The following is a 22,479-nucleotide window of genomic DNA, read 5'->3' on the forward strand; positions in this document are numbered from 1 at the left end:
TGCCGCAAAGGTGCCCGCGCATCGCGTGGCCCGAGGGCGAATGCCCGGACCGCTCCGGGGCAGAGGACCAGGTACGGGGGGCCGCACGTCGCGCGAGGGGCACGACGGCCGGCGCACCGCACCACTGACGTAGCGGGCCCGAGCACGACGGTCCGACGGATGAGCACGGGAGGACGCCGTTGTGAGCGAAGGGACCGGACCGTCCCGGACGGTCGTCGAGGGGGCACCCGACGCCTGCGCACTGCCCGACACCTACGCGCTCAAGGACCTCGAGCGCAGGATCTGCGAGGACGACAGCATCACCGAGCTGGGCGTGCGGCTGTCCGTGCGCGGCGGGCGGATCGTCGTCCAGGGCACCGTGGCGAGCCCGGGCCGCCGGGACGCCGTCCTCGCGCTCGTCCGCGCGGCCTGCCCGGGCTGCCCCGTCGTCGACGAGACACGGCTCACCGACGGCGACCTGTCGACGCCGCCGCACGGTGCCGAGGTGATCCGGTGATCCGGGTCGCCGCCGTCGGGGACGTCCACCTCGCACCGGACGTCGCGGGCCGGCACCGCGCCGGGCTGGAGGGGGTCGCCGAGCACGCCGACGTCCTGCTGCTCGCCGGCGACCTCACCCGCCACGGGACGCCCGAGGAGGCCGTCGTCGTCGCCAGCGAGTACGCCGACCTCGGGCTGCCCGTCGTCGCTGTCCTCGGCGACCACGACTACCACAGCGGGGCCGAGGCCAAGGTCGCCGACCTGCTCGTCGAGGCCGGGGTGACCGTGCTCGAGGGGGAGGGGCTCGTGCTCGACCTGCCCGCCGGGCGGCTCGGGATCGGCGGGGTGAAGGGCTTCGGGCTGGGGTTCGCCGGCCGCTGCGGCAGCGACTTCGGCGAGCCGGAGATGAGGGCGTTCAGCCGGCACGGCCGGGAGGGCGCCGAGCAGCTCGCGCGGGCCCTGCGGTGCCTGGACGACCTCGACGACGCCGTCGACGTCAAGGTCGCGCTCACGCACTACGCGCCGGTCGACGAGACGCTGCTGGGGGAGCCGTCAGAGATCTGGCCGTTCCTCGGGAACTACCTGCTCGGCGAGGCCATCGACGCCGGGGGCTGCGACCTCGCCGTGCACGGGCATGCGCACGCGGGGCGGGAGAAGGGCATGACGCTCGGCGGGGTGCGGGTCCGCAACGTCGCGCAGCCGGTGATCCGGGCGGCGTACGCGGTGTACGAGGTGTCGTCGACGCGGGTGCTCGTCGGGCGGTAGCGAGGGGCTGCGGGACAGAGCAACCCGCACAGTCAGGTGACGCCAAGGTCGGTGAGAAGGCGCCGGGCGTCGTCCAGGCCCTTGGTGTTCTCGGCCGGGTCGATGCCACCGGTGAGGTCGTCCGCGGCGACCCGCCCGGCGAAGTACACGCCCTGGACGGCGGCCCGCACGCGGCGGAACAAGTCGAGGTGCCGCAGCTCGCCGGCTCCCGCGACGAGGTCCGCGAGCGCGGTCGCCGGCACCGACTTGGCGACGTAGGTCGACCCCTGGTGCTCGACCGACCAGGTCCGGGAGTTCATGCCGCCGGTCAGCGGCGTGATCCGGGCCCCTTCGATGCCCCAGAACGTTGCGAGGGCCTCTTGGAGGTCTGCCATCGGCGCACCTTCTCATGTCATGCCACACGCTCGACGAGCTGCTCGCGGGCCGGCGCTCCGGCGGCGGCCCCCGGGGGATGCACCCACGGCTGCACGGGCACCCGCGTCGCGGGCGTGCACCGATGGGTGCAGCTGCGCGGGTGCTCCCACCCCGCTGATCCTGCACCCACGGCTGCACGGCGCGTCGGGAGCGGCCGTGCAGCGATGGGTGCAGCGGGACGGGTGGACTGGGGATGCACTGGGCACGACCCCGTGGACCACCCGCACCGGGCGCGTTCGCACCGCACTCCCGCACCCCGATCCTGCCCGGGCGTCCGCCGCGACCCGCGCTGCGGCCGACGAGCCTGCGCCGTTCCGAACCTACGGAGCTGCCGGTCCGAGACCGGTCCGTGCGTCCCCGCCGAGGTGGTCCTCGAGGAGCGCGAGGGCGCCCGCGGCGGCGGCCGTGAGAGCCGTCGGCGGCCGGCCCGCCCAGAGCGTGGCGAGGGCGGGCGGTGTCAGGGGCACGATCTCGAGCGTCTCGAACTCCTCGCCCGCCAGGAGCTCTGCGGCATCCGGGCGGCGGTCGACGGCGGCGAGGTCGAGCAGGACGACGACGTCCGGGCGCAGCCGTGCGAGGTCGGTGACGAGGCCGAGCACCCGGAGCGACGCCTCGACCTCGCCCACCGTCCGGTGCACGCCGAGCTCCTCGCGCAGCTCCGTGGCGACCGTCGTGGCGAGGTGCCGGCCGTCCCCGGCGGGCTCGAGCATCCCGGACGGGGCGACGTGCCAGCGGCCCGGATCGGTCCCGACCCGGGTGCTCCGCAGACCGAGGACGACGCCCGTCTCCCCGTGGGGACCGTCGTCTCCAATGCCGGTCCGGACCACGAGCAGCACCGAGACCCCGAACGCGGCGGCACGGCCCGTGCCGCTCGTCGTCGGGTCACCGGCGACCTCGTGCGCGCGATGGCGCAGCGGCAGGTCCGCGAGCGAGGTCGGGTCCGGCCGATCGTCCGTGCCGTCACCCGAAGCGGCTGCAGCGCGGACGATCTCGTCACGCACGGCGTCGCACGTCGCGAGCATGTCGAAGTACCCGCCGGGCACGACGCGGACCACCGCCCCGCCGGAGCCGCCCGCACCGTCCGGTGTCTCGACCCGGTCCAGGCACAGGACCGCCCCGTCGTGCACCCGCCCGCCGGCGCGCAACCCGTCGAGGAACGGCCGGCCGCCCTCGGCGAGCACCGCATCCACCACCCGCGGCCGGTCGTCGAGGACGACACGGGCCCCGGGCAGTCGCCGGGCGGCGACCGGGTACGTCGCGCCGGCCCGGTGGACGAGGCCCGGCGTCCCGGCGTACAGCCGCGCGAGGACGGCGAGCGGGTCGGTCACCCGCCGAGCCTGCCAGACGTCCCCGCCCGGCAGGCCCGACGGGCCGACAGGCCAACGGGATCAGGCGGTCACGCGATCTGGTTCATGATCTGCCAGCCGCTGCCGATCGAGCGCCTCGGGCCGAGCTTCCCGGTCGTGAGACCCGGGTACAGCCACAGCCCGCCGCCGCTCGTCGACTTCGCACGCGTCACGAGATCGGGGACGCCGTCCCCGGTCATGTCGCCGACGCCGGCGAACAGCCACATCGCGTTCCAGCCGGTCCCGATCGTCACCCGGGTGCCGAGCGCGCCGTTCGCGTAGCCGGGGTAGAGGTACAGCGTGCCGGTCGAGGCCTGGCGCACGACGAGGTCCGGGATGCCGTTGAGCGTCATGTCGCCGACGCCGACGACGCGGTCCATGCCGCTCCAGCCGCTCTTGAGCGCCGACCGCGCCCGCAGCCCGCCGGACCCGTTGCCCGGGTACAGGTAGAGCACGCCGTTGGACTTCTGGAGCGCGACGAGGTCCGGCTTCCCGTCACCGGTGAAGTCACCGATGCCGGTGATCGCCGTCATCCCGCTCCAGCCGGTGCCGAGGCTCCGGCGGGTGCCCCACGTCGTTCCCCCGGTACCGGGGTAGAGCCACAGCGTGCCGCCGGTGCTCCGGACGAGCAGGTCGACCTTGCCGTCACCGGTGAGGTCACCCGCGGTCTCCACGAGGTTGTACGACGTCTTCGAGAACGTCCCCGCGGCGACCCGGGGCTGGAAGACGTTGCCCGTCTTCGCGCCGTTGCCCTTGTAGAGCCACAGCTGCGACGTCGACGACTGCCGGGCGAGGAGGTCGTTCTTCCAGTCGCCGTTGACGTCGTTCGCCACGGACGGCGCGGGAGCCTTCGCCGGGTTCGCCGTCCACGCGGAGCACTTGGCGTTGAAGTCGTACGTCCCGTCGGTCCACTGCGTGAGGAAGGTCTTGCCGCCCGAGAAGCTCGTCGCGCTGCAGGCGGCGACGGCCGTCGCCTCGCCGTGCCGTCCCGTGGCCACCCAGGCCGGGACGCCGGGCAGCCACCACGGTCCGACGACCGTGTTCCACAGCCCGGCGTTGGAGTAGATCCCGATCGCGTAGCCGCTGTCCTCGAGGCCCCGCATGAGGCCCTCGACGACGAACCGGTTGCGCTGCATGGCGGCCCGGGTCGTGGCCGCCGGCCAGGCCTGGGACGAGCGGGGCTCGACGTCGATCCAGACCGTCGACGGCTTCCAGCCGATGTCGCTGAGGGTCGCCGCGGCGTACTTGGCCTCGGCGTACCCGACGTTGCGGAGCTTGCCGGCGTCGGTCGAGCCGGTCCACGGCCCGCCCGAGGTGCCGTACTGCGTGATCTGCGCGGCCGTCGGGTACGTCGCCATCGTGTACGCGTGGGCCGGCTTCGCGTTGTCGATCGACCACTGGCGCTGGTCGTCGACGCAGGGGTTCTCGGTGAACGCGAGCCCGCGGGTCAGCCCGATGATGACGAAGGACGTGTTCGCGGGCGACGGCATCGGCTGCGAGCCGGGACCGGGGCACTGCGGCCACGAGATGTCGTACACGTACGGCGCCGCGGCCCGTGCGGACGGCGAGACCGCGACGGCGCCGACCCCCGCGGCCGCGAGTGCGGCGACGGCGGTGACGCAGGAGATGAGAAGTGTCCGCCTGTTCATGTTGTCCTCCCCAGGAGGCGGTAGTTCAACGCTAGTTCGCCGTCCGTGGCGTGATCCGGGCCTTGCAGCACCTGTCCAGTCTTTGTCAGAGAGCGTCCGTGCCCCTGACGGGTCGTCACGTCCCGCGCGCCACGTCGACGTGCACGTGGTCGAGGTGGCGCAGGACCGCGTTGCGCGTCGGGCCCTGCGGCGGCACGTAGGGCCGCCACCCTGCAGAGGACCGGGACGCCGTCCAGATCCGGTCGTCGAAGATGACGTTGTCGACGTCGAGCTCGTCCGCGTGCGCGACGAGCCACTGCGCGACGAGCCAGCCCCGCCGCGACGTCTGCGCGGACACCGGGCGGAAGAACACGTCGACGGCGCGACCCTCGTAGTGCGCCGACCCGGGCATGTGGCCGGTCGACACCCCGCCGGGCTCGAACCCGCCGAGCGCGAGCTTGCCGGCCGCGCCGCGCAGGGCCGTCCGGACGCCCTCCGCCCGCGGCGTGAGGCCGCTCGCGGTCTCGTCCTCGCGGGCGAGGTCGTCGCGGGAGCGCCGCTCGGCCGCCGACACGGTGCAGGAGAGCGCCCCGTCGCGGGTGCGGAGCGCGGTGACGACGGCCCGGTCGGCCGCCGGCAGCCCCACCGGCAGGGTCTTCGCCAGGGCTGCGCTCGTGAGTCGCTTCGCCTCCTCGGGCTCGAGCCGGCGCTCGCCGTCCGCCGTCGTCACGGAGCAGGACGGACCGCCGAGCAGGCCCGGCAGCCACGCGTCCGGCCAGCCGACGACCCGGACGGCGGCCGTGCCCACGAGGAGCACGAGCACGAGGGCGGCGCCGAGGACCGCCTGCCGGCCGCGCCGGGTCAGCCGCAGCCGGGGGCCGGCCGACGGCCGCGGGTAGCCGTACACGGTCGCGCCGTCCGGCACGTCCGGGAGCGGCTCCCGAGCGCCGTCCTGGGGCACGGTGCCGTCGGCACCGGGGTCCGTCGACGGCCCGGCGGCGATCCCTCCCCTGCCCATGTACGCAAGGACGCGCGTCGGAGCGGGCCGGTTGTCACACCTACGGTGGAGGTTTCGCGCCGCGAACCGTGACAGATCCACCTCGATCCGGCCAAGATCGAGGCATGAGTGATCTCGGGGAGAGCTCGTCCGGACCCCGGCGGCCGCTGTCGGCCGAGGAGCGCGAAGAGGCGGACGGGGCGTGGGCCCTGATCGTCGCCGCGGTCCTCGCCGTGTCCTTCGCCGGTGCCGCCTGGTGGGCCTCCGGCCGACCGCTCGTCGCCCTGTTCGTCGCCGTCGGGGCCTTCTGCGCCCTGTGGCTGCTCATGGCCTTCACCCCGCCCGACCCGGGCGACGTCGCGGCACCCCTGCCCCGCGGCCGGACCGTCGTCCTCATCGGGGCCGGGCTGGGGTTCGGGGCGGCCGGCCTGCTGGGCTCCGTGGTGACGCCGTGGCTCGGGCTCGGGCTCGCCGTCGTCGTCGGCGCACCCCTCGGCGCCCTCCTCGGTGGTGTCGTGGCGAAGGCCCTGCTGGTGCTCCGGCGCCTCGGTCGTGCCCTGGTGGGCGGGCGGTGACCGACCGGGTCGAAGGGCGGCCCGAACCGGCCGGTGCTGTGCTGGTCGCATGACCACGAGCCCTGCCCTCGCCACCCGCTTCGGCCTGCCGGACGGGGTCGAGGCGTGCCTGTTCGACCTCGACGGCGTGCTGACCCGGACGGCCACCGTGCACGCCGCGGCCTGGAAGGAGATGTTCGACGCCTTCCTGCGGACCCGCGCCGAGCGCAGCGGCGAGGAGTTCGTGCCGTTCGACCCCGAGGACGACTACGAGGCGTACGTCGACGGGATGCCGCGCGCCGACGGCACCCGGGCGTTCCTCGCCTCCCGCGGCATCGACCTGCCCGAGGGGTCGGACGACGACGAGCCGGGTGCGGCCACCGTCACGGGTCTGGGGAAGCTCAAGAACGACATCGTCGTGCGCCGGATCCGCGAGGACGGCGTCTCGGTCTACGACGGGTCGGTCGAGTACGTCCGGGCGGTGCGGGCCGGCGGCCTGCGGACGGCGGTCGTGTCGTCGTCCGCGAACACCGCGGATGTGCTGCGGGTGACGGGCATCGAGGACCTCTTCGACGCCCGGATCGACGCCGGCGTCGCCCGCGAGCGGAACCTGCGCGGCAAGCCGGCCCCGGACACGTTCCTCGCCGGTGCCGCCGCGCTCGACGTCCCCGCCCGCAAGGCCGCGGTGTTCGAGGACGCCCTCGCCGGGGTCGAGGCCGGGCACGCGGGCGGCTTCGCGGTCGTCGTCGGCGTCGACCGGTCCGACCAGGCCGACGCGCTGCGCGCCCACGGCGCGGACGTCGTCGTCGCCGACCTCTCCGACCTGCTCGGCCGATGACGACCCCGCTCTACGGCGTCCCCGTCGCGCAGCCGGGCCGGCGCTACGCCGCGCCCGCCGACGGGTCGGCCGACGGCTCGCAGACCGAGGACGTCTTCACCGTCGAGCCGTGGGCGGTCACCGAGCCGGTGCTGCGGCTCGACGTCCTCGCGCGGACCGAGTCGGTCTTCGCGCTGTCGAACGGGCACGTCGGCGTCCGCGGCAACCTCGAGGAGGGCGAGCCGCACGCGCTGCCCGGCACCTACCTGAACTCCGTGCACGAGAAGCGGCCGCTGCCGTACGCCGAGGCGGGCTACGGGTACCCCGAGTCGGGCCAGACCGTCGTCGACGTGACCAACGGCAAGATCATCCGGCTGCTCGTCGACGACGAGCCGTTCGACGTCCGCTACGGCACGCTGCACCGGCACGAGCGCCGGCTCGACCTGCGCGCCGGGACGCTCGCGCGCGACGTCGAGTGGACGTCCCCCGCCGACAAGACCGTGAAGGTCACGACGACCCGGCTCGTCTCGCTGACGCACCGCTCCGTCCTCGCGATCGCGTACGAGGTGGAACCGGTCGGCGCGCCCGCGCGGGTCGTCGTCCAGTCCGAGCTCGTCGCCAACGAGGACCTGCCCCCGGCCGGTGACGACCCGCGGGTCGCCGCGGCGCTCAACGCGCCCTTCGACGCCGTCGAGCACGAGGTCCGCGGCACGTGGGCGAGCCTGCTGCACCGCACCCGGGCCAGCGCGATCGGTGTCGCGGCGGCGATGGACCACGTCGTCGAGGTCGTCGGCGACGACGCGGACGGCGTCGAGGTCGCCGTGACCTCGCAGGCCCAGCCGGACTGGGCGCGCGTCACCTTCACCGCGGCGCTCGCCCCCGGGCAGCGGCTGCGCGTCGTCAAGCTCGTCAGCTACGGCTGGTCGTCGCTGCGCTCGACCCCCGCCCTGCGGGACCAGGTCGCCGCCGCCCTCACCGGGGCCCGGCACACCGGCTGGCCCGGTCTGCTGAAGGACCAGCGAGCGTTCCTCGACGGGTTCTGGGCCGGCGCGGACGTCGAGATCGAGGGCGACCCCGCGCTCCAGCAGGCCGTCCGGTTCGCGCTCTACGGCGTGCTCCAGGCGGCGGTGCGCGCGGAGGAGCGGCCGATCGGCGCCAAGGGCCTCACCGGCACCGGGTACGACGGCCACACCTTCTGGGACACCGAGACCTTCGTGCTGCCGATGCTCGCGCACACGTGGCCGCCCGCGGTCGCCGACGCCCTGCGCTGGCGGCACGCGACCCTGCCGAAGGCGAAGGAACGGGCCCGCCAGCTCGGTCTGGCCGGTGCGGCCTTCCCGTGGCGGACCATCACGGGCGAGGAGTGCTCCGGCTACTGGCCCGCGGGGACCGCGGCCTTCCACATCAACGCCGACGTCGCGGACGCCGTGATCCGCTACCACGACGCCGTGCGCGACGACGACTTCGACGCCGGAGCCGGTCTGGAGCTGCTCGTCGAGACCGCGCGGCTGTGGACGAGCCTGGGCCACATCGGCCGCGACGGCTGCTTCCACGTGGACGGCGTCACGGGCCCCGACGAGTACTCGGCCGTCGCGGACGACAACGCCTACACGCTGCTCATGGCGCAGCGGAACCTGCGGGCCGCAGCGATCGCCGCGACGAACTACCGGGACGGCGCCGCCGCGCTCGGCGTCGACGCCGCGGAGGTCGCCGGCTGGCGCGAGCGCGCGGACGCCGTCGTGCTGCCGTTCGACGCCGACCTCGGGGTGCACGAGCAGTCCCGCGGCTTCACCCGGCACGAGCCGTGGGACTTCGCGGCGTCCCGCGGGGAGCACCCGCTCATGCTCCACCACCCGTACTTCGAGCTGTACCGCCGCCAGGTCTGCAAGCAGGCCGACCTCGTGCTCGCGATGCACCTGCGCGGGGACGCCTTCACCCCGCAGGAGAAGGCGGCGAACTTCGCCTACTACGAGGCGATCACCGTGCGGGACTCGTCGCTCTCGGCCTGCACCCAGGCGGTGCTCGCGGCCGAGGTCGGCTGCCTCGACCTCGCGTACGACTACGCGTGCGAGGCGGCCTTCATGGACCTGCACGACCTGCAGAACAACACCCGCGACGGCCTGCACATCGCCTCGCTCGCCGGGGCGTGGACGGCGCTCGTCTCCGGGTTCGGCGGCATGCGCGACCACGACGGCACGCTGATCTTCGCGCCCCGGCTGCCGCCACGGATCACCCGGATGAGCTTCCGCATCCGGCACCGCGGGCTCTACCTGCACGTCACCACGGACGGCGCCCGGGCCACCTACGAGCTCGTCGACGACGGCCGGAGCATCGACATCGTCCACCACGGCACGACGCTCACCCTGCACTCCGGCGAGCCGGTCACGCTGCCGGTGCCGCCGCTCGAGCTCCCGCCGCCGGCCGTCCACCAGCCGCCGGGCCGCGCACCGCGGCGGCGCTGACCGGCGTCCGGTCCGACGGGCGCGGACGGCGATCCCGGGGTTGCATGGAGGCGCCCACCGCACCTGATCGAAGGAGAACCCCATGCCCACCCGTTCCGCGACGACGACGTGGTCCGGCGGACTGCAGGACGGCGCCGGCCGCGTCGAGCTCTCGAGCTCCAAGGCCGGCTCGTACGACGTCTCGTTCCCGCGCCGTGCGGCCGACGACGCCGAGGGCGTCACGAGCCCCGAGGAGCTCATCGCCGCGGCGCACAGCGCCTGCTACGCGATGCAGTTCTCCGCGCTGCTCGGCCAGGCCGGCGGCACGGACATCTCGCTCGACGTCTCCGCCGACGTCTCGCTCGCACCCGACCCGGCGGGCGGGTTCCGGATCAGCGGCATCGTGCTCCACGTGCGGGGCGGGGCGAGCGGGCTCGACGCCGCGACGTTCGCGGGCGTCGCCGAGGACGCGAAGAACAGCTGCCCGGTGAGCAAGGCGCTCACCGGGACGACGATCACTCTCGACGTGCAGGGCTGACGTCGGGGGCGGTGCTCCGCAGGTCCACCACGCGTGGCGCCGGGCCGGTGCCCGGCGCCACGCGGTCGTCCGGGGCGCAGCAGGGCCAGCCGCCCAGCGCCCACCGGTCCGCCCACGCGGCGAACGCCTCGACGGACATCGCCGGCGCGTAGAGCAGCCCCTGGCCGTGATGCACGCCGAGGTCGGTCACGGCCCGCGCGGCGCGGACCGTCTCGACGCCCTCGGCGACGACCCGCAGCCCGAGGTCGCGGGACAGCGTCACGATCGCGCGGAGCATCGCGGCGTCCCGGGGGTCGTCCGCGAGGTCCTGGACGAACGAGCGGTCGACCTTCACGGTGCTCACCGGCAGCCGCTTGAGCCGCGAGAGCGAGGAGTAGCCGGTCCCGAAGTCGTCGATGGCGATCCGCACCCGCCGCCGGGCCAGACGTTCGATCGCGGCGACGGCGGCGTCGTTCGCCAGCGAGGACTCGGTGACCTCCAGGCGGAGCCGGTCCGGGCCGAGACCGTGCCGTTCGATGCAGTCCAGCACGAGGCCGTCCACGCCCGGTGCCGCGAGCGCGACGGGGGAGACGTTGACGGAGACCGCGAGGTCGGCTCCCGTGTCGCGCCACGCCGCGGCCTGCCGGGCGGCGGCCTGCAGCACGTACGTCGTGAGCTCCTCGATGAGGCCCGCCTGCTCGGCGAGCCGGACGAAGTCGGCCGGGGCCTGCGGCCCGAGGCGCGGGCTCGACCAGCGGACGAGCGCCTCGGCGCCCTGCACCGTGTGCGTCCGCAGCGCGACGAACGGCTGGTACTCGACCCGGACCGTGCCGTCCTCGAGCGCGGCCCGCAGCTCGGTGACGAGCGCCAGCCGGCCGCTCGCGTCGTGGTCCCGGCGGGCGTCGAAGAGCGCGTAGCCGAGCCGCTCGCGCTTGGCCCGGTACATCGCGAGGTCCGCCCGCATGAGCAGCGTCGTCGGGTCGTCGCCCTGCGTCGGCGCGAGCGCGATCCCGACGCTGCCGCCGATCCGTGCAGTGCCACCGGGCGTCGTGCACGGCGTGTCGAGGGCCGCGAGCAGGTCCTCGGCGACGCCCCGCGCGTCGAGCGCCGACTCCAGGCCGCCGAGCAGGACGGCGAACTCGTCACCGCCGAGCCGGGCGACGAGCCCGCGCGCGCCGATCGCGACCCGGACCCGGTCGGCGACCTGGACGAGCACCCGGTCGCCCGCCTGGTGCCCGTGCGAGTCGTTGACGTCCTTGAAGCCGTCGAGGTCGACGAGCAGGAGGGCGCTCGCGCGCCGGGTACGGCGGCCCTCGTCGAGGACGTGGGTCGTCTGCTCCAGGAGCATCTCCCGGTTCGGCAGACCGGTCAGCGCGTCGTGCAGCGCCCGGTGCCGGACCTCGGCCTCCGCGGTGCGCCGGGCGTCGGCGGCCGCCACGATGCCGGCGACGGCCTGGAGGAACCACAGGTCGTCGTCGCCGAAGCGGTCCCGGTCGTGCGCCGTCGCGAGGAGCACGCCCCACGGGTCGCTCGGCGGGCCGACGACGACCGCCGCGAGCGCCCGGACGCCCTCCGCGCGCAGCGGGTCGTCGTCCCGCGGCGGTCCGCCGTCGTCCGCGCCGGTGCCGTCGTCCAGGTCTGTGCCGTCGTCCAGGTCGGTGCCGTCGTCCAGATCGGTGACGACCGCCTGCCGGGTCGCGAGCGCCCTCCGTGCAGTGGCGGCTCCGGCGAGCGCCGGCTCCCCGACGGCCCAGGGCGCCGCCGTGGCCCAGCCCGGCGCCGCGACCGCCGCGGTGAGGAGGTGCCCGACCCGGCCCCGGCCGGATGCCGTCGCCCGCAGGAGCACCGTCGCCGGCAGACCGATCGTCGTGGCGACGGTCCGCACCGCCTCGGCGGAGACGTCGGCCATCGAGGTCGCCCCGAGCGCCACCTCCCCGAGCCGGACGACCGCGACCTGCTGCTTGGCCCGGACGGCGAGCTGCAGCTCGAGCCGGCGGCGCTCGGCCCCGCCGGCGAAGACGCTGAGCCGGCCGGCCGGCAGGCCCTGGGCGTCGTGGAGGGCCTGGGTGACGACGGTCAGGGCGATCTCGTCGCCGTCGCTGCGCCGGCGCGTCACCTCGTGCGGGGTGCCGAGCAGATCGGTGCCGGCCTGGCCGCCGGGGCCGAGCGTCGGGTCGGGCGCGCCGAGGACGTCGGCGGCACGCCACCCGAACAGCTGCTCGGCGGCCGGGTTCCAGACGGTGACGTGCTCGTCCGCGTCGACGGCGACGAAGGCGGCGGGGACGAGGTCGACCACCGGGCGCAGCCGTTCGAGGGCCGCGACGAGCCCGACTGCGATCACGCGGTTACGTTACGTCAACTCGAAGGTCAAGATCGCGGGAATGCCCAGGTCGGTCGGGCCTCAGGACCAGGGACTCCCGTACGCCAGGCCCCAGCAGTTCGCGGGGTGGTCGCGCGGTGCCGCGGCGCCGTACCGGCGGGCCGGGTCGGCGACCCGCAGGAGCAGCCAGGCGGCGTCGTCCGGCACGTCGACGTCGGTGACGACGAGCTCGCCGAGCCGGGCCGGGATTCGCGCCACGACGCGGACGCCGGCGTCCGCGGGGTCGGTCGGGCGCACCGTGTTCGGGGCCGCCGGTGCGGTCCCCTCCGGGTGCGCCGACGTGAGCAGCTGGAGCTCGACGGGGCGGCCCGCGCCGTCCGGCAGCTCGACGTCGACGACGAGGGTGCGCCGGCCGCCCGGCCGGCCGGCGTCGAACCGGCCGCCCATCCGGACGCCGTCGAGCGCGGCGTCCAGGCGCAGCCGGACCTCCCGCGTCGCGAACGTGCGGCGCGACTCGAGCGCCTCCCGGACGCCCTCGCGGCTCAGCTCGCGGACCCACAGCCCGGTGCGGCCCTTGCCGACGAGGCCGTACGACCGGCCGTGCTCGTCGCTGGAGCCGGTGAGCCCCGGCCGCCAGCCGGCGTCGAGGACGTCGACGACCGGCGACGGCAGCCGCTCGGCGTAGCCGCCGAAGAGGAAGTCCTCGGTGCGGTTGAAGACCTCCGTCGCGACGAGGCGCGGCGGGAGCGTCGCCCCCGGGTCGAGGTCGGGACCGGGGACGGCGAAGTTGTGCAGCCGGCCGGGTTCGCGGCCGGGGTGGTTGTAGCCGAAGAGCGCCGTGCGCTCCTCGCGGGCGAGGAACTCGTGGACGCCGGCCGTCGAGCCGGGGGTGAGCACCGGGACGAAGCCGTCGGAGAACCAGACGTTGACGTGGCCGAGCCAGGGCTCGGTCCACTCGAAGCCGCGGACGGCGGTGAACTCGCCGGGGGCGTCGTGGTGGTCGGCGACCTGCCCGACCCGCAGCCACTTCGCGTCGTCGATGGACCTCGGCGTGAGCCGGCCGAGGGCGAGCGCGTCCCGGGTCGGGTACTGCTCGAGCGACAGGGTCGCGACGAGGTCGCGGGGGGTCGACGCGTGGTCGGTGAGCGCGGCGGCGTCGAGCCCGGCGGCCCGCATCTGCGCGAAGGCCCGCTCGGGGTCACCGAGACCGTCGGAGTTCAGGGAGTGGTTGTGCAGGTCGGCCTGGATCGCGTGCAGCACCGCGGCGTCCCTGCCGGCCTGCCCGGCCTCGGGCACCCCAACGAGCCGGGACCGGCGCCACGGGTCGTCCGCGGGGCGCTGGTCGGTCTGCCCATCGGTCCGGTGGGTGCTCACGTGCTGCGACCCTACCGATGCCCGGCAGCAGCGGCTGCGCCGGGGCAGCGCCTATGCTCCGCGGCGTGGAGCCGTACCGTCACCCGCTGAGCCCCCGGTACCTCGAGGTCGACCGGCAGGGCGTCGTCTTCAACGCCTGGTACCTGGCGTACTTCGACGACGCGATGACGGCCTTCCTCGCGGCGCGCGGCCTGCCGTACACCGACCTCATCGCGGGCGGGTACGACGTCATGCTCGTGCGGACCGAGCTCGACTGGTCGGGCGGGCTCGGCTACGGCGACACCGCCCACGTCGAGGTCGACGTCGCGGCCGTCGGCCGGACGAGCTTCACGCTGACCTTCGACGTCGTCCGGGACGGCGTGAGCCTGTGCCGCGGCCGGACGGTCTACGTGCTCGTCACCGCCCAGGGCAACGAGAAGACGCCGATCCCCGACCGGATCCGGGCGCTGCTCAGCCCGGCGTGAGCGACGGGCCGGGCGGCGGTACCGGGTGGTCCGCCCGCCAGGCCGTGTACCACGTCCGCAGCTCCGCGGCCGGCAGCGGCCTGGCGTAGAGGTAGCCCTGCGCCCGGTCCACGCCGAGGTCGGCGAGGGCGGCCTCCACGGCGGCGGTCTCGACGCCCTCGGCGATCGTCCGCAGCCCCAGCTCCTCGGCGAGGGCGACGACGGACCGGACGATCGCGGCGTCCCGGCGGTCGTCGACGAGCCCCGTGACGAACGACCGGTCGATCTTGATCGTGTCGACGGGCAGCTGCTTGAGCCGGCCGAGCGACGACCAGCCGGTGCCGAAGTCGTCGATCGCGACCCGGATGCCCCGCCCCCGCAGCTCGCGCAGGACGTCGACGGCGGCGTCGTGGGCGAGCGCCGACTCCGTCACCTCGACGCGGAGCATCTCCACCGGCATCCCCGACGCGGCGACCGACCGCAGGAAGTAGCCGGCGTACCCGTCGTCCCGCAGGAGCATCGGCGGGAGGTTGACCGCGATCGGGACGCGGAAGCCGTCCCGGGTCCAGCGGACCCATTGCCGCGTGGTGTGCCGCAGGACGAGGTCGGTGAGGTCGCCGGCGAGCCCGCTGGACTCCGCGAGCGCGACGAAGTCGCCCGGTGACTGCGGGCCCAGGGTGGGGTGCGTCCACCGCACGAGTGCCTCGACGCCCGTCACGTCGCGCGTGCCGAGGTCGACGACCGGTTGGTAGTGCACGGTGAGCGCGTCGTCCTCGAGCGCGGCCCGCAGGTCCGAGACGAGGCTCAGCCGCGAGGTCGTGCCGTCGTCGGTGCGGGGGTCGTGGACGGCGTGGCCGCAGCGCTCGCGCTTCGCCCGGTACATCGCGGTGTCGGCGCGGCGCAGGAGCTCGAAGGGGTCGCAGCCGCCGGGCGCGGAGATCGCGATGCCGATGCTGCCGGCGAGCCCGATCGGCCCGGCGGGCGATGTGAAGGGCAGCCGCAGCAGGCTGCCGAGGTCGGCGGCGACCCACGTCGCGTGCTCGGGACCGGGCAGCCGTCGCAGGACGACGGCGAACTCGTCGCCGCCCAGGCGGGCCACCATGTCCGAGGAGCGCATCCGGCCGCGCAGCCGGGTCGCCACCTGGCGCAGGACGGCGTCGCCGACCTGGTGCCCCTGCGAGTCGTTGACGTCCTTGAAGCCGTCGAGGTCGATGAGGAGCAGGGCGCACGTCCCCTCGTCGCGGGCCGACCGCGGGGCCGCCAGCACCTCCGCGAGACGCTCCCCGAGCGTCTCGCGGTTCGGCAGCCCGGTGAGGGCGTCGTGCGTCGCGCGGTGCCGGACCTCCGCCTCGATCTCGCAGCGCGCGGCGGCCTCGGCCACGACGTTCGCCACCGAGTGCAGGAAGACCAGGTCGTCGCCGGTGAACGAGCCGGCCCGCCCGGAGTGCGCGGAGACGGCGCCCCAGGGGGCGGCCAGGCCGCCGATCGGCACGCACGCGGTGCTCCGGACCCCGGTGTCGCGCAGGAGCCGGACGGCCCACGCGGGCAGCGGCACGTCCGGCGCCTCGATGTCGTCGAGGACGATCGGCGTCCCGGAGGTCACGACCTGCCAGGCGAGCGGCAGCCCGTCGCGGGCCTCGGCGTCGGCGTACGTGTGCCTGTCCTCCGGGATGGCGTAGCCGCGCGTCGCGACGAACCGGAGCGCGCCGTCGGGCTCCCGCCGCACCGCCGCGGCGGCGACGAGGTCCAGGGTGCTGACGACGGCGGCGATCGCCGCGTCGATCACAGGCTCGAGGGTGTGGGCACCGAGGGCGGTCTGGCCGAGCGCCGCGACCGCGGCCTGCTGCCGCATCCGGGCGTCGAGCCCGGCCCGCAGCATCGTGCGCTCGCTGTGGTCCGTGAACGCCGCGATCCAGCTCGTCACGCGGCCCGCGCCGTCGGTGACGGCCGACAGCAGCACCTCGACGTCGACGAGGTGGCCGTCCTTGTGCAGCCGCCGGGCCTCGTAGCGGTGCCCGACGGCCGCTTCGCCGGCCCTGGCCCGCTGCTCCTGCAGGCTCTGGTCCAGGGCGGGGGACCCCTGCCTGGGGACGGCGCCCGGATCGGGGCCGGGGTCGTCCGGGATCAGCGGGTTCGGGCCGCCGACGACCTCGGACGCCCGCCAGCCGAAGAGCGACTCGGCCGCGAGGTTCCACGTGAGGACCCGCTGGTGGGCGTCGACCTCGACGAGGGCGACCGGTGCGTTGCGGACGATCCGCGCCAGCCGTTCCCACCCCGGCTGCGTGGGCAGCTCGTCCTCGTCCCGGGCGCCGGCGGGCCCGGCAGGGGCGCCGGCCATCGACCGCAGGCGGCGAGGCTCCGGCACGGCGCTGTCCCTTCTGGTCGGGAGACACCGAGGCACGATCTCGGTCACAATGCCCGTCGGCCGTCGGGTGCAGTGACATGAGTGTTTCACCCCGGTCCGACGTGGATCTACGGCTTGTCCCGTTCGTCGTCGGCCGTCGTGGCCCGCTCCGCCTCGTACGCGGCCATCCGCTCACGCATCCGGACCCACGGGTCGTAGTCGGCCTCCAACGGGCCCTGCTCCGGCCGGTCCGCCTCCGGGACGTGCTGGAGGTTGACCCGCACCCGGTACCAGACCGAGCTGCTGCCGCGCATGCCGTCGACGAGGACGTCGGCCGGCTCGAGCAGCGGGACGACGTCCGGGTGCCGGGCCTTCCAGCGCTCGAGCGCCTCGAGCGCCTCGGGTTTGGTCTTCGTCCGGGCCACCTCGACGAGCGGCATCGTCGACCGGCGGCGGCCGTCCGGCGTCCCGGAGCCGCGCGGCGGCTTCTCGGCCGGGCCGAGCCGTTCGGCGAGGGCGAGCAGCGGCTCGAGCGAGCCGGCCGCGGTCCCGATGCCGGCCCAGGGGTCGCCGAGCTCGGCGTACCGGGCGAGGACGGCGGGCAGCGTGAACCGCTCGGGCCGGCAGCCCGGGACCTCGTCCCACGTCAGAGGTGTCGAGACCCGGGCGTCGGCGGTCGGCCGGACCGAGTACGCCGACGCGACCGTGCGGTCCTTGGCGTTCTGGTTGAAGTCGACGAAGACGCCCTCGCGCTCCTCCTTCCACCACCGGCTCGTCGCGAGGTCCGGCGCGCGGTTCTCGACCTCGCGCGCCACGCTCTGCGCCGCGAGCCGCACCTGCGGGTACGGCCACAGCGGGTCGACCCGCGCGTAGATGTGGAAGCCGCGGGACCCGGACGTCTTCGGCCAGCCGACGAGGCCGTGGTCGGCGAGCACCTCGCGGACGACGAGGGCGACCTCGACGGTCTGCTCCCACGGGACGCCGGGCAGCGGGTCGAGGTCGATGCGCAGCTCGTCGGGGCGGTCGAGGTCCTCGGCCCGGACCGGGTGCGGGTTGAGGTCGACGCAGCCGAGGTTGACGACCCAGGCCAGCCCGGCGGCGTCCCGGACGACGACCTCCTCGGCCGAGGTCCCCGACCGGTAGTGCAGCGTCACCGAGTCGAGCCAGTCCGGCTTGTTCGACGGGACCCGCTTCTGGAAGAAGGCCTCCTCGTCGATGCCCTTGACGAAGCGCTTGAGGATCATCGGCCGGCCCGCGACCCCGCGCAGGGCGCCGTCGGCGACCGCGAGGTAGTAGCGGACGAGGTCGAGCTTGGTCACCGGGGCCGGTCCCGCGGGCCCGTCGAGGAGCACCTGCGGGAACACGACCTTGTCCGGGCTCGAGACCTTGACCTCGCGCCCGGCGACCTCGAGCGTCACGGACGACGATCCGGCTGCCATCGGCCCACCCTACGGTCAGGTCAGGACGTCCTGGCCAGTGTCATGGGCGGCGTCCTGGTCAGCGTCCTGGTCAGCGTCGCGGGCCCTCCACCACGAGCCCGAGCGCCTGGGCGACGTCCTGGACGTTCTCGAAGGTCTCGCCGGGCGGCAGCGATCCGAGGAGCGTGACGACGTCCTCGGAGGCGTGGTTGTCGACGGCCCGGAGCACGAGCGCCTCGCGCTGCGCCGGGTAGACCTCCTTGCCGAGGGCCCGTGCGACCTCCGCCCGGGTGTCGACGTCGGCCCGGGGGACGCTGCCCGTGGTGCCGCTGCGCCGGCCGGTGAACTCGTCGTCGTATCCCTGGTCGCTCATGACTGGTGCATACCCGGCCGCTCGCGGGACCAAACACGCTGCGCCGCAAGGGGGCGGGCGGCGGCTGCGGGCCACGCGGCCGCCACCCTGCCTCCCCGGGACGTCCCGCCCGGGGGCGGTCCGACCATGGTGCCCGACCCGGCGCCCGCGGGGGCGTCGTCCGGAGAACCCGCGGGCCCGGCTCAGCCGGTGATGAGCTCGGCGAAGCTGTGGCCGCGCACGTAGGCGAGCTCGTCGCGCAGGGACTGCGCGTCACGGCGCAGCTCGAACGTCCCGAGCCGGTCGAGGTCGTCGAGGACGGCGCGGACGGCGTCCAGCGTCGTGTCGTCGATGTGGTCCGAGCAGCCCGCCACCGCGGCGAGCAGCCGGATCGCCCGGCCGGCGCGCGCGCCGAGGTCGGGGTGGACGACGGCGAGCGCCTCGATCTCGAGCCGGTGCGCCCGCGCGATCCGCTCCCAGCGCCGACCGGCCCGGGTGCCGCGCAGCTGCTCGTGGAGCAGCAGCACCGGCGCGCAGCCGGCCGCCGCGTCGTCCGTGAAGGGTCGGGGCCGACCGGTCCCGCAGCTGGCGTCCATGAGGTTCCTCCTGCGGGCCACGCCCCGCCGTCGCGTCGTCCGGACCCCTGGCCCGCACGTCCTACGGGTACCCACGTCGGACGCCGGGCCGCCGACCTGAGCGGATGCGACGAGGAGGTCGCGACGTCCTCGCGGGATACCCGCCGGACGCGGGCGTCCCGGGAGGATCCGCCCCGGATGCCGCGAAACCGCTCGGAGCGCCCCCGGCGCGGGCATGATCGGACGGGTGGACGTCACCGCGTTGCGCCGCCGGTCGAAGGAGCTCGGGTTCACGCCGCAGGACCAGGTGCGCTGGCTGTCGCCGGTCGAGCTGGCCCGGACGGCGGTCACCGCCGGGCTCGGATCGCTGTTCGCCGACTACACCGACCGGCGCGAGACGCAGGCCGCGCTGCCCGCGACGCCGCTGTCCGTCCCCGCGGACCCGGACGGCGGGGTCTGGTGGGACTACATGGCCGACACCGGCGACGGGTTCGACCCGACGTACACGATGGTGAGCCTGCTCGCGGCGCCCCGGGTCGACGTCCTGCCGCCGGACGGCGTCCCGGCGGGCTCCGCCGCCGCACGCCCGGTCTCGCTCCCCCGCGGGCGGGCGCTCGTCCTCGGCGGGGACGAGGTCTACCCGGTCTCGTCGACGAGCAACTACGAGGACCGGCTCAAGTCCCTCATGCGCGCGGCGTGGGAGCCCGGTGCGCTGGCTCCCGGCGAGCGCGAGCCCGCCGTCTACGCCCTGCCGGGCAACCACGACTGGTACGACGGCCTCACGGCGTTCCTGCGGGTGTTCGCCCAGCGGCGGATGGTCGGCGGGTGGCGGTCCGAGCAGACCCGCAGCTACTTCGCCGTGCGGCTGCCGGCGAAGTGGTGGCTCGTCGGTGTCGACACCCAGCTCGGCACCTACCTCGACGGCCCGCAGCTGGAGTACTTCCGCCGCAACCTGTCCGCGCACCTCGAGCCGGGCGACGCCGTCGTCGTCTGCGCCCCGACGCCGACCTGGGTGCACACCGCCGAGGACGACCCGGACGCCTTCAACTCCCTGCACTTCTTCGAGCGCGAGGTCGTCCGCTGCCACACCGACGACGACGGACGGACGACGCCGACGGGCGCGAGCGTGCGGCTGTGGCTGACCGGCGACCGGCACCACTACGCCCGGTACGCCGAGCAGATCGACGACCTGCCGCCGCGCCAGCTCGTCACGTGCGGGCTCGGCGGCGCCTACCTCGCCGAGACGCATCGGCTGCCCGAGCGGCTCGTGCTCCCGGCGCCGGGCTCGAAGATGGCCTCGCCGGACGAGCCGGCCGACTTCGACCTCGTGGCCCGCTGGCCGGACGCCCCGCTCTCCCGCCGGCTCGTGCGGGGCCTGCTCGGCGGGCCGCCGCACGGCCTCGCCTTCCGCAACCCGGGCCTGTGGCGGCTGCTCGGCGGCGTGCACGCGGTGGCGCTGCTGCTCCAGGCGTTCGTGCTCGGGCTCGTCCAGCGGAGCAACCCCGTGCTCGTGCTGCGCAACGCGTCCCCGCGCGACGCGCTCGACCTCGGCTGGCAGACCGCGGTCTGGCTCGCGGTCGCGGTGGCCGTCGCGGTCCTGCTGCCGCTGCTGCGCGGCCGGGCGCCGCGCCGCCCCGGCGAGGTGCTCCTCGCCGTCGTCCTCCAGCTCGTCGTCTCGTCGGCGTCGTTCGCCGCGGTGCTCGCCGTGCCGTGGCCGACGGGCTGGCCGGACTGGGTCGTCCTCGGGGTCGCCTTCGGCGCGACGGTGCTCGTCACCGGGCTCGTCGCGTGCGAGGCGCTCGCGGTCTACATCCTCGTGGCCCGCAACCACACCGTGGCCTCGTGGCAGATGTCGGCGCAGTCCGTCGAGGACTACAAGGGCTTCCTGCGGATCCGGGTGGACGCCGACGGCCGGCTCACGCTGTACCCGCTCGCCGTGACGACGGTCTGCCGGGACTGGGACGTCGTCGCCGTCGACGGCGCGGCGACGCACCAGCCCGGCGTCCACGCCCGGCCGGTGCCGGCGGGCGGGCTGCCCGCCGTCCGGCTCGTCGAGCCGCCGGTGGTCGTCGAGCGCTGATCGGCCCGGCAGCAGGCAGGGCCCGCCCAGAGGGGGCGGGCCCTGTGCACGGAGCGGGTGGTCAGGCGGAGACCACGTTCTCGCCGTCGACCTTGACCGCGACGGCGGCCAGCGGGGTCGTCGCCGGGCCGTTCTTCACGGCGCCGTCGAAGCCGAACTTCGAGCCGTGCGACGGGCAGTCCAGCTCACCGCTCGCGGCCGCGACCGTCGTCCCCTGGTGGGTGCAGACGGCGCTCACCGCGGTGACCGTGCCGGCGGTCGCCTGGACGAGCGCGATCGGCTTGCCGTCGGCGCCCTTGGTCACGAGCGCACCGCCGACCGGGATGTCGGCGAGCTTGGCGAGGACGGTGCCGGCGGCGCCGGCCGCCGCGGTGCCGCCGCCGGTGGTGTCGGACGACTCGTCGTCGCTCCCGCACGCCACGAGGGTCGGCACGCCGAGCAGGCCGAGGCTGATGAGGCCGCACACCTGCATGACGCTGCGACGGTCGGGGGTGGTGAGTTCCTGCTGCTCCACGAGTGGTCCTCCTAGGGACGTCAGAGTTCGTCTCTTGACCGAGGCAACGCCATGATCAGGGGCTCGGTTCGAGGATTCAGGGGATTCACAGGTTGCGATTGCGTGAACCGGGCGGTCGGCTCGCGGTCAGACGGAGCGCACCGGCACCGTGAGCAGGACGGCCCCGGTCGCGTCGTCGACGAGCTTGACGTCCGCGACCTCCTTCGGCGCCACGGTCACCGGCACCCGGGCCTTCCAGCCGCGCTTGTAGCCCGCCGGGACGACCCACGTCTGCACCGGGTGCGTCCAGCCGCCGGAGTCGACGAGCTCGATCCGGCACGTCGTGCCCGAGGTCAGCCCCCACGGGGCGACGACGAGGATGCTGCCGCGGCCCTCGCCGTGCGCGAGCACGTGGACGTCGGCCCCGACCGGGGACGCGGCGTCCTGCGCCGTGCCCTCCGCCACGAGGACGTCACCGGGCTGGACGACCTCCCGGCCCTCGTAGGTCTCGGTGAGCTCCCGGACGACGAGGACGCCGGCGGGGACGGCGAGCAGCAGCGCGGCGGCCGCCGCGACGAGGACGGTCAGCCGGCGGCGGTGCTGGCGCCGGTGCCGCATCTCGTCCAGGGTCCGCCGCAGCAGCGCCTCGTCGGGCACCTCGGCGTGCGGCACGGTCTCGTCCCGCATGACGTCGAGGAGCGCGGGCAGCGCCGCGAGCCGGACGAACTCGTCGCGGCACGCCGGGCACAGCGCCTGGTGCTCGCGGACGGCGTCCGGCAGCGGCTCGCCGCGCAGCAGGGCGACGGCGGCGTCCTCCCGGAGGGCGGCGCAGCCGCTCGCGGACGAGCCGTTCGGCATCGGGCTCAGGGGGCTCGCGGTCACGGCACGAGCCCCCGCTCCTCGCAGGCGACCCGCAGCGCCCGCAGCGCGTAGTAGGCGCGGGACTTCACCGTGCCCTCGGGGATGCCCAGCCGGGCGGCCGTCTCGGCCACGCTGCGGTCCCGGAAGTAGAGGTGCTCGAGGACGGCGCGGTGGTCGGTCGTCAGCGTGGTCAGGGCCTCGGCCATCCCGTGCGCGAGGAGCACCCGGTCGAGCATCTCGTCGACGCCGCCGGCCGCGAGCAC

The 22,479-nt window shown here is 75.3% G+C and carries 21 protein-coding genes; 8 read left to right on the forward strand and 13 right to left on the reverse strand.

All coding sequences use genetic code 11. The features are described 5' to 3' along the window. Positions 1–181: 181 nt before the first annotated feature. Together ECOMGDLI_RS14435 and ECOMGDLI_RS14440 are read left to right on the forward strand one after the other, a co-directional pair. The gene (locus tag ECOMGDLI_RS14435) at positions 182–496 is read left to right on the forward strand and encodes a hypothetical protein (protein ID WP_088317526.1); all 315 of its coding nucleotides are present in this window, start codon (positions 182–184) and stop codon (positions 494–496) included. Next, a complete protein-coding gene (locus ECOMGDLI_RS14440; protein WP_369812751.1) occupies positions 496–1,242 on the forward strand; it encodes a metallophosphoesterase in 747 nt (248 codons plus the stop codon). Before ECOMGDLI_RS14435 ends, ECOMGDLI_RS14440 begins: the two co-directional genes overlap by 1 nt. Positions 1,243–1,274: 32 nt before the next feature. Here ECOMGDLI_RS14440 and ECOMGDLI_RS34650 read toward each other — a convergent pair whose 3' ends face one another. From ECOMGDLI_RS34650 to ECOMGDLI_RS14460, 4 genes are all read right to left on the reverse strand, one after another. Continuing rightward, the gene (locus ECOMGDLI_RS34650) at positions 1,275–1,616 is read right to left on the reverse strand and encodes a hypothetical protein (RefSeq protein WP_088317528.1); all 342 of its coding nucleotides are present in this window, start codon (positions 1,614–1,616) and stop codon (positions 1,275–1,277) included. A gap of 360 nt (positions 1,617–1,976) precedes the next feature. Beyond that, the gene (locus ECOMGDLI_RS14450) at positions 1,977–2,984 is read right to left on the reverse strand and encodes an NUDIX domain-containing protein (protein WP_088317529.1); all 1,008 of its coding nucleotides are present in this window, start codon (positions 2,982–2,984) and stop codon (positions 1,977–1,979) included. A gap of 68 nt (positions 2,985–3,052) precedes the next feature. Further along, the gene (locus ECOMGDLI_RS14455) at positions 3,053–4,651 is read right to left on the reverse strand and encodes an FG-GAP-like repeat-containing protein (protein WP_088317530.1); all 1,599 of its coding nucleotides are present in this window, start codon (positions 4,649–4,651) and stop codon (positions 3,053–3,055) included. 115 nt (positions 4,652–4,766) lie between these two features. Continuing rightward, complete coding sequence (locus ECOMGDLI_RS14460; protein ID WP_088317531.1) at positions 4,767–5,648, reverse strand: hypothetical protein; 882 nt, start codon at positions 5,646–5,648, stop codon at positions 4,767–4,769. Positions 5,649–5,752: 104 nt separating this feature from the next. Here ECOMGDLI_RS14460 and ECOMGDLI_RS14465 point away from each other — a divergent pair, with 104 nt between their 5' ends. The 4 genes from ECOMGDLI_RS14465 to ECOMGDLI_RS14480 all read left to right on the forward strand — a co-directional run bounded on the left by ECOMGDLI_RS14465 (position 5,753) and on the right by ECOMGDLI_RS14480 (position 9,977). Then, positions 5,753–6,202, forward strand: a complete 450-nt coding sequence (locus ECOMGDLI_RS14465) for a hypothetical protein (RefSeq protein ID WP_088317532.1) — start codon at positions 5,753–5,755, stop codon at positions 6,200–6,202. Positions 6,203–6,251: 49 nt separating this feature from the next. Then, positions 6,252–7,019, forward strand: coding sequence for an HAD family phosphatase (locus ECOMGDLI_RS14470; protein ID WP_088317533.1), 768 nt, complete (start codon positions 6,252–6,254; stop codon positions 7,017–7,019). Further along, the gene (locus ECOMGDLI_RS14475; RefSeq protein ID WP_088317534.1) at positions 7,016–9,460 is read left to right on the forward strand and encodes a glycoside hydrolase family 65 protein; all 2,445 of its coding nucleotides are present in this window, start codon (positions 7,016–7,018) and stop codon (positions 9,458–9,460) included. The genes ECOMGDLI_RS14470 and ECOMGDLI_RS14475 overlap by 4 nt, the downstream gene beginning before the upstream one ends. An 82-nt stretch (positions 9,461–9,542) precedes the next feature. Continuing rightward, positions 9,543–9,977, forward strand: a complete 435-nt coding sequence (locus ECOMGDLI_RS14480) for an OsmC family peroxiredoxin (RefSeq protein WP_088317535.1) — start codon at positions 9,543–9,545, stop codon at positions 9,975–9,977. On the opposite strand, the gene ECOMGDLI_RS14485 is transcribed toward ECOMGDLI_RS14480, so the two are convergent. Both ECOMGDLI_RS14485 and ECOMGDLI_RS14490 read right to left on the reverse strand, forming a co-directional pair. Beyond that, the gene (locus ECOMGDLI_RS14485; protein ID WP_088317536.1) at positions 9,955–12,297 is read right to left on the reverse strand and encodes an EAL domain-containing protein; all 2,343 of its coding nucleotides are present in this window, start codon (positions 12,295–12,297) and stop codon (positions 9,955–9,957) included. The two genes, ECOMGDLI_RS14480 and ECOMGDLI_RS14485, sit on opposite strands and share 23 nt — an antisense overlap. 60 nt (positions 12,298–12,357) lie before the next feature. Next, on the reverse strand, positions 12,358–13,650 hold the full coding sequence (locus ECOMGDLI_RS14490; protein ID WP_143447713.1) for a DUF3604 domain-containing protein: 1,293 nt from the start codon (positions 13,648–13,650) through the stop codon (positions 12,358–12,360). Between the two features lie 65 nt (positions 13,651–13,715). Here ECOMGDLI_RS14490 and ECOMGDLI_RS14495 point away from each other — a divergent pair, with 65 nt between their 5' ends. Next, positions 13,716–14,114 carry a thioesterase family protein gene (locus tag ECOMGDLI_RS14495; protein ID WP_198954858.1) on the forward strand — a complete coding sequence of 133 codons (399 nt, stop codon included), beginning with the start codon at positions 13,716–13,718 and terminating at the stop codon, positions 14,112–14,114. On the opposite strand, the gene ECOMGDLI_RS14500 is transcribed toward ECOMGDLI_RS14495, so the two are convergent. The 4 genes from ECOMGDLI_RS14500 to ECOMGDLI_RS14515 all read right to left on the reverse strand — a co-directional run bounded on the left by ECOMGDLI_RS14500 (position 14,101) and on the right by ECOMGDLI_RS14515 (position 18,803). Continuing rightward, positions 14,101–16,458: an EAL domain-containing protein gene (locus tag ECOMGDLI_RS14500; RefSeq protein ID WP_143447714.1), complete on the reverse strand. Its 2,358-nt coding sequence runs from the start codon at positions 16,456–16,458 to the stop codon at positions 14,101–14,103. The genes ECOMGDLI_RS14495 and ECOMGDLI_RS14500 overlap by 14 nt on opposite strands. A gap of 107 nt (positions 16,459–16,565) precedes the next feature. Then, on the reverse strand, positions 16,566–17,876 hold the full coding sequence (locus ECOMGDLI_RS14505; RefSeq protein WP_198954859.1) for a DNA polymerase domain-containing protein: 1,311 nt from the start codon (positions 17,874–17,876) through the stop codon (positions 16,566–16,568). Positions 17,877–17,946: 70 nt separating this feature from the next. Next, the gene (locus ECOMGDLI_RS14510; protein ID WP_088317540.1) at positions 17,947–18,228 is read right to left on the reverse strand and encodes a DUF2795 domain-containing protein; all 282 of its coding nucleotides are present in this window, start codon (positions 18,226–18,228) and stop codon (positions 17,947–17,949) included. Between the two features lie 182 nt (positions 18,229–18,410). Further along, positions 18,411–18,803 carry a hypothetical protein gene (locus tag ECOMGDLI_RS14515; RefSeq protein ID WP_088317541.1) on the reverse strand — a complete coding sequence of 131 codons (393 nt, stop codon included), beginning with the start codon at positions 18,801–18,803 and terminating at the stop codon, positions 18,411–18,413. Positions 18,804–19,029: 226 nt separating this feature from the next. On the opposite strand from ECOMGDLI_RS14515, the gene ECOMGDLI_RS14520 reads away from it, so the two are divergent. Beyond that, on the forward strand, positions 19,030–20,862 hold the full coding sequence (locus ECOMGDLI_RS14520) for a metallophosphoesterase (RefSeq protein ID WP_088317542.1): 1,833 nt from the start codon (positions 19,030–19,032) through the stop codon (positions 20,860–20,862). A 61-nt stretch (positions 20,863–20,923) separates the two neighbouring features. On the opposite strand, the gene ECOMGDLI_RS14525 is transcribed toward ECOMGDLI_RS14520, so the two are convergent. The 3 genes from ECOMGDLI_RS14525 to ECOMGDLI_RS14535 form a co-directional block, all read right to left on the reverse strand. Then, positions 20,924–21,376, reverse strand: a complete 453-nt coding sequence (locus tag ECOMGDLI_RS14525; RefSeq protein WP_198954860.1) for a ubiquinol-cytochrome c reductase iron-sulfur subunit — start codon at positions 21,374–21,376, stop codon at positions 20,924–20,926. 126 nt (positions 21,377–21,502) lie between these two features. Further along, a complete protein-coding gene (locus tag ECOMGDLI_RS14530) occupies positions 21,503–22,237 on the reverse strand; it encodes a hypothetical protein (RefSeq protein ID WP_088317543.1) in 735 nt (244 codons plus the stop codon). Continuing rightward, a partial coding sequence (locus tag ECOMGDLI_RS14535; RefSeq protein WP_304441395.1) for a sigma factor-like helix-turn-helix DNA-binding protein occupies positions 22,234–22,479 on the reverse strand: 246 nt, incomplete at its 5' end. The genes ECOMGDLI_RS14530 and ECOMGDLI_RS14535, both read right to left, overlap by 4 nt.

It is taken from the genome of Kineosporia sp. R_H_3 (assembly GCF_002198675.1).
GTDB lineage: Bacteria > Actinomycetota > Actinomycetes > Actinomycetales > Kineosporiaceae > R-H-3.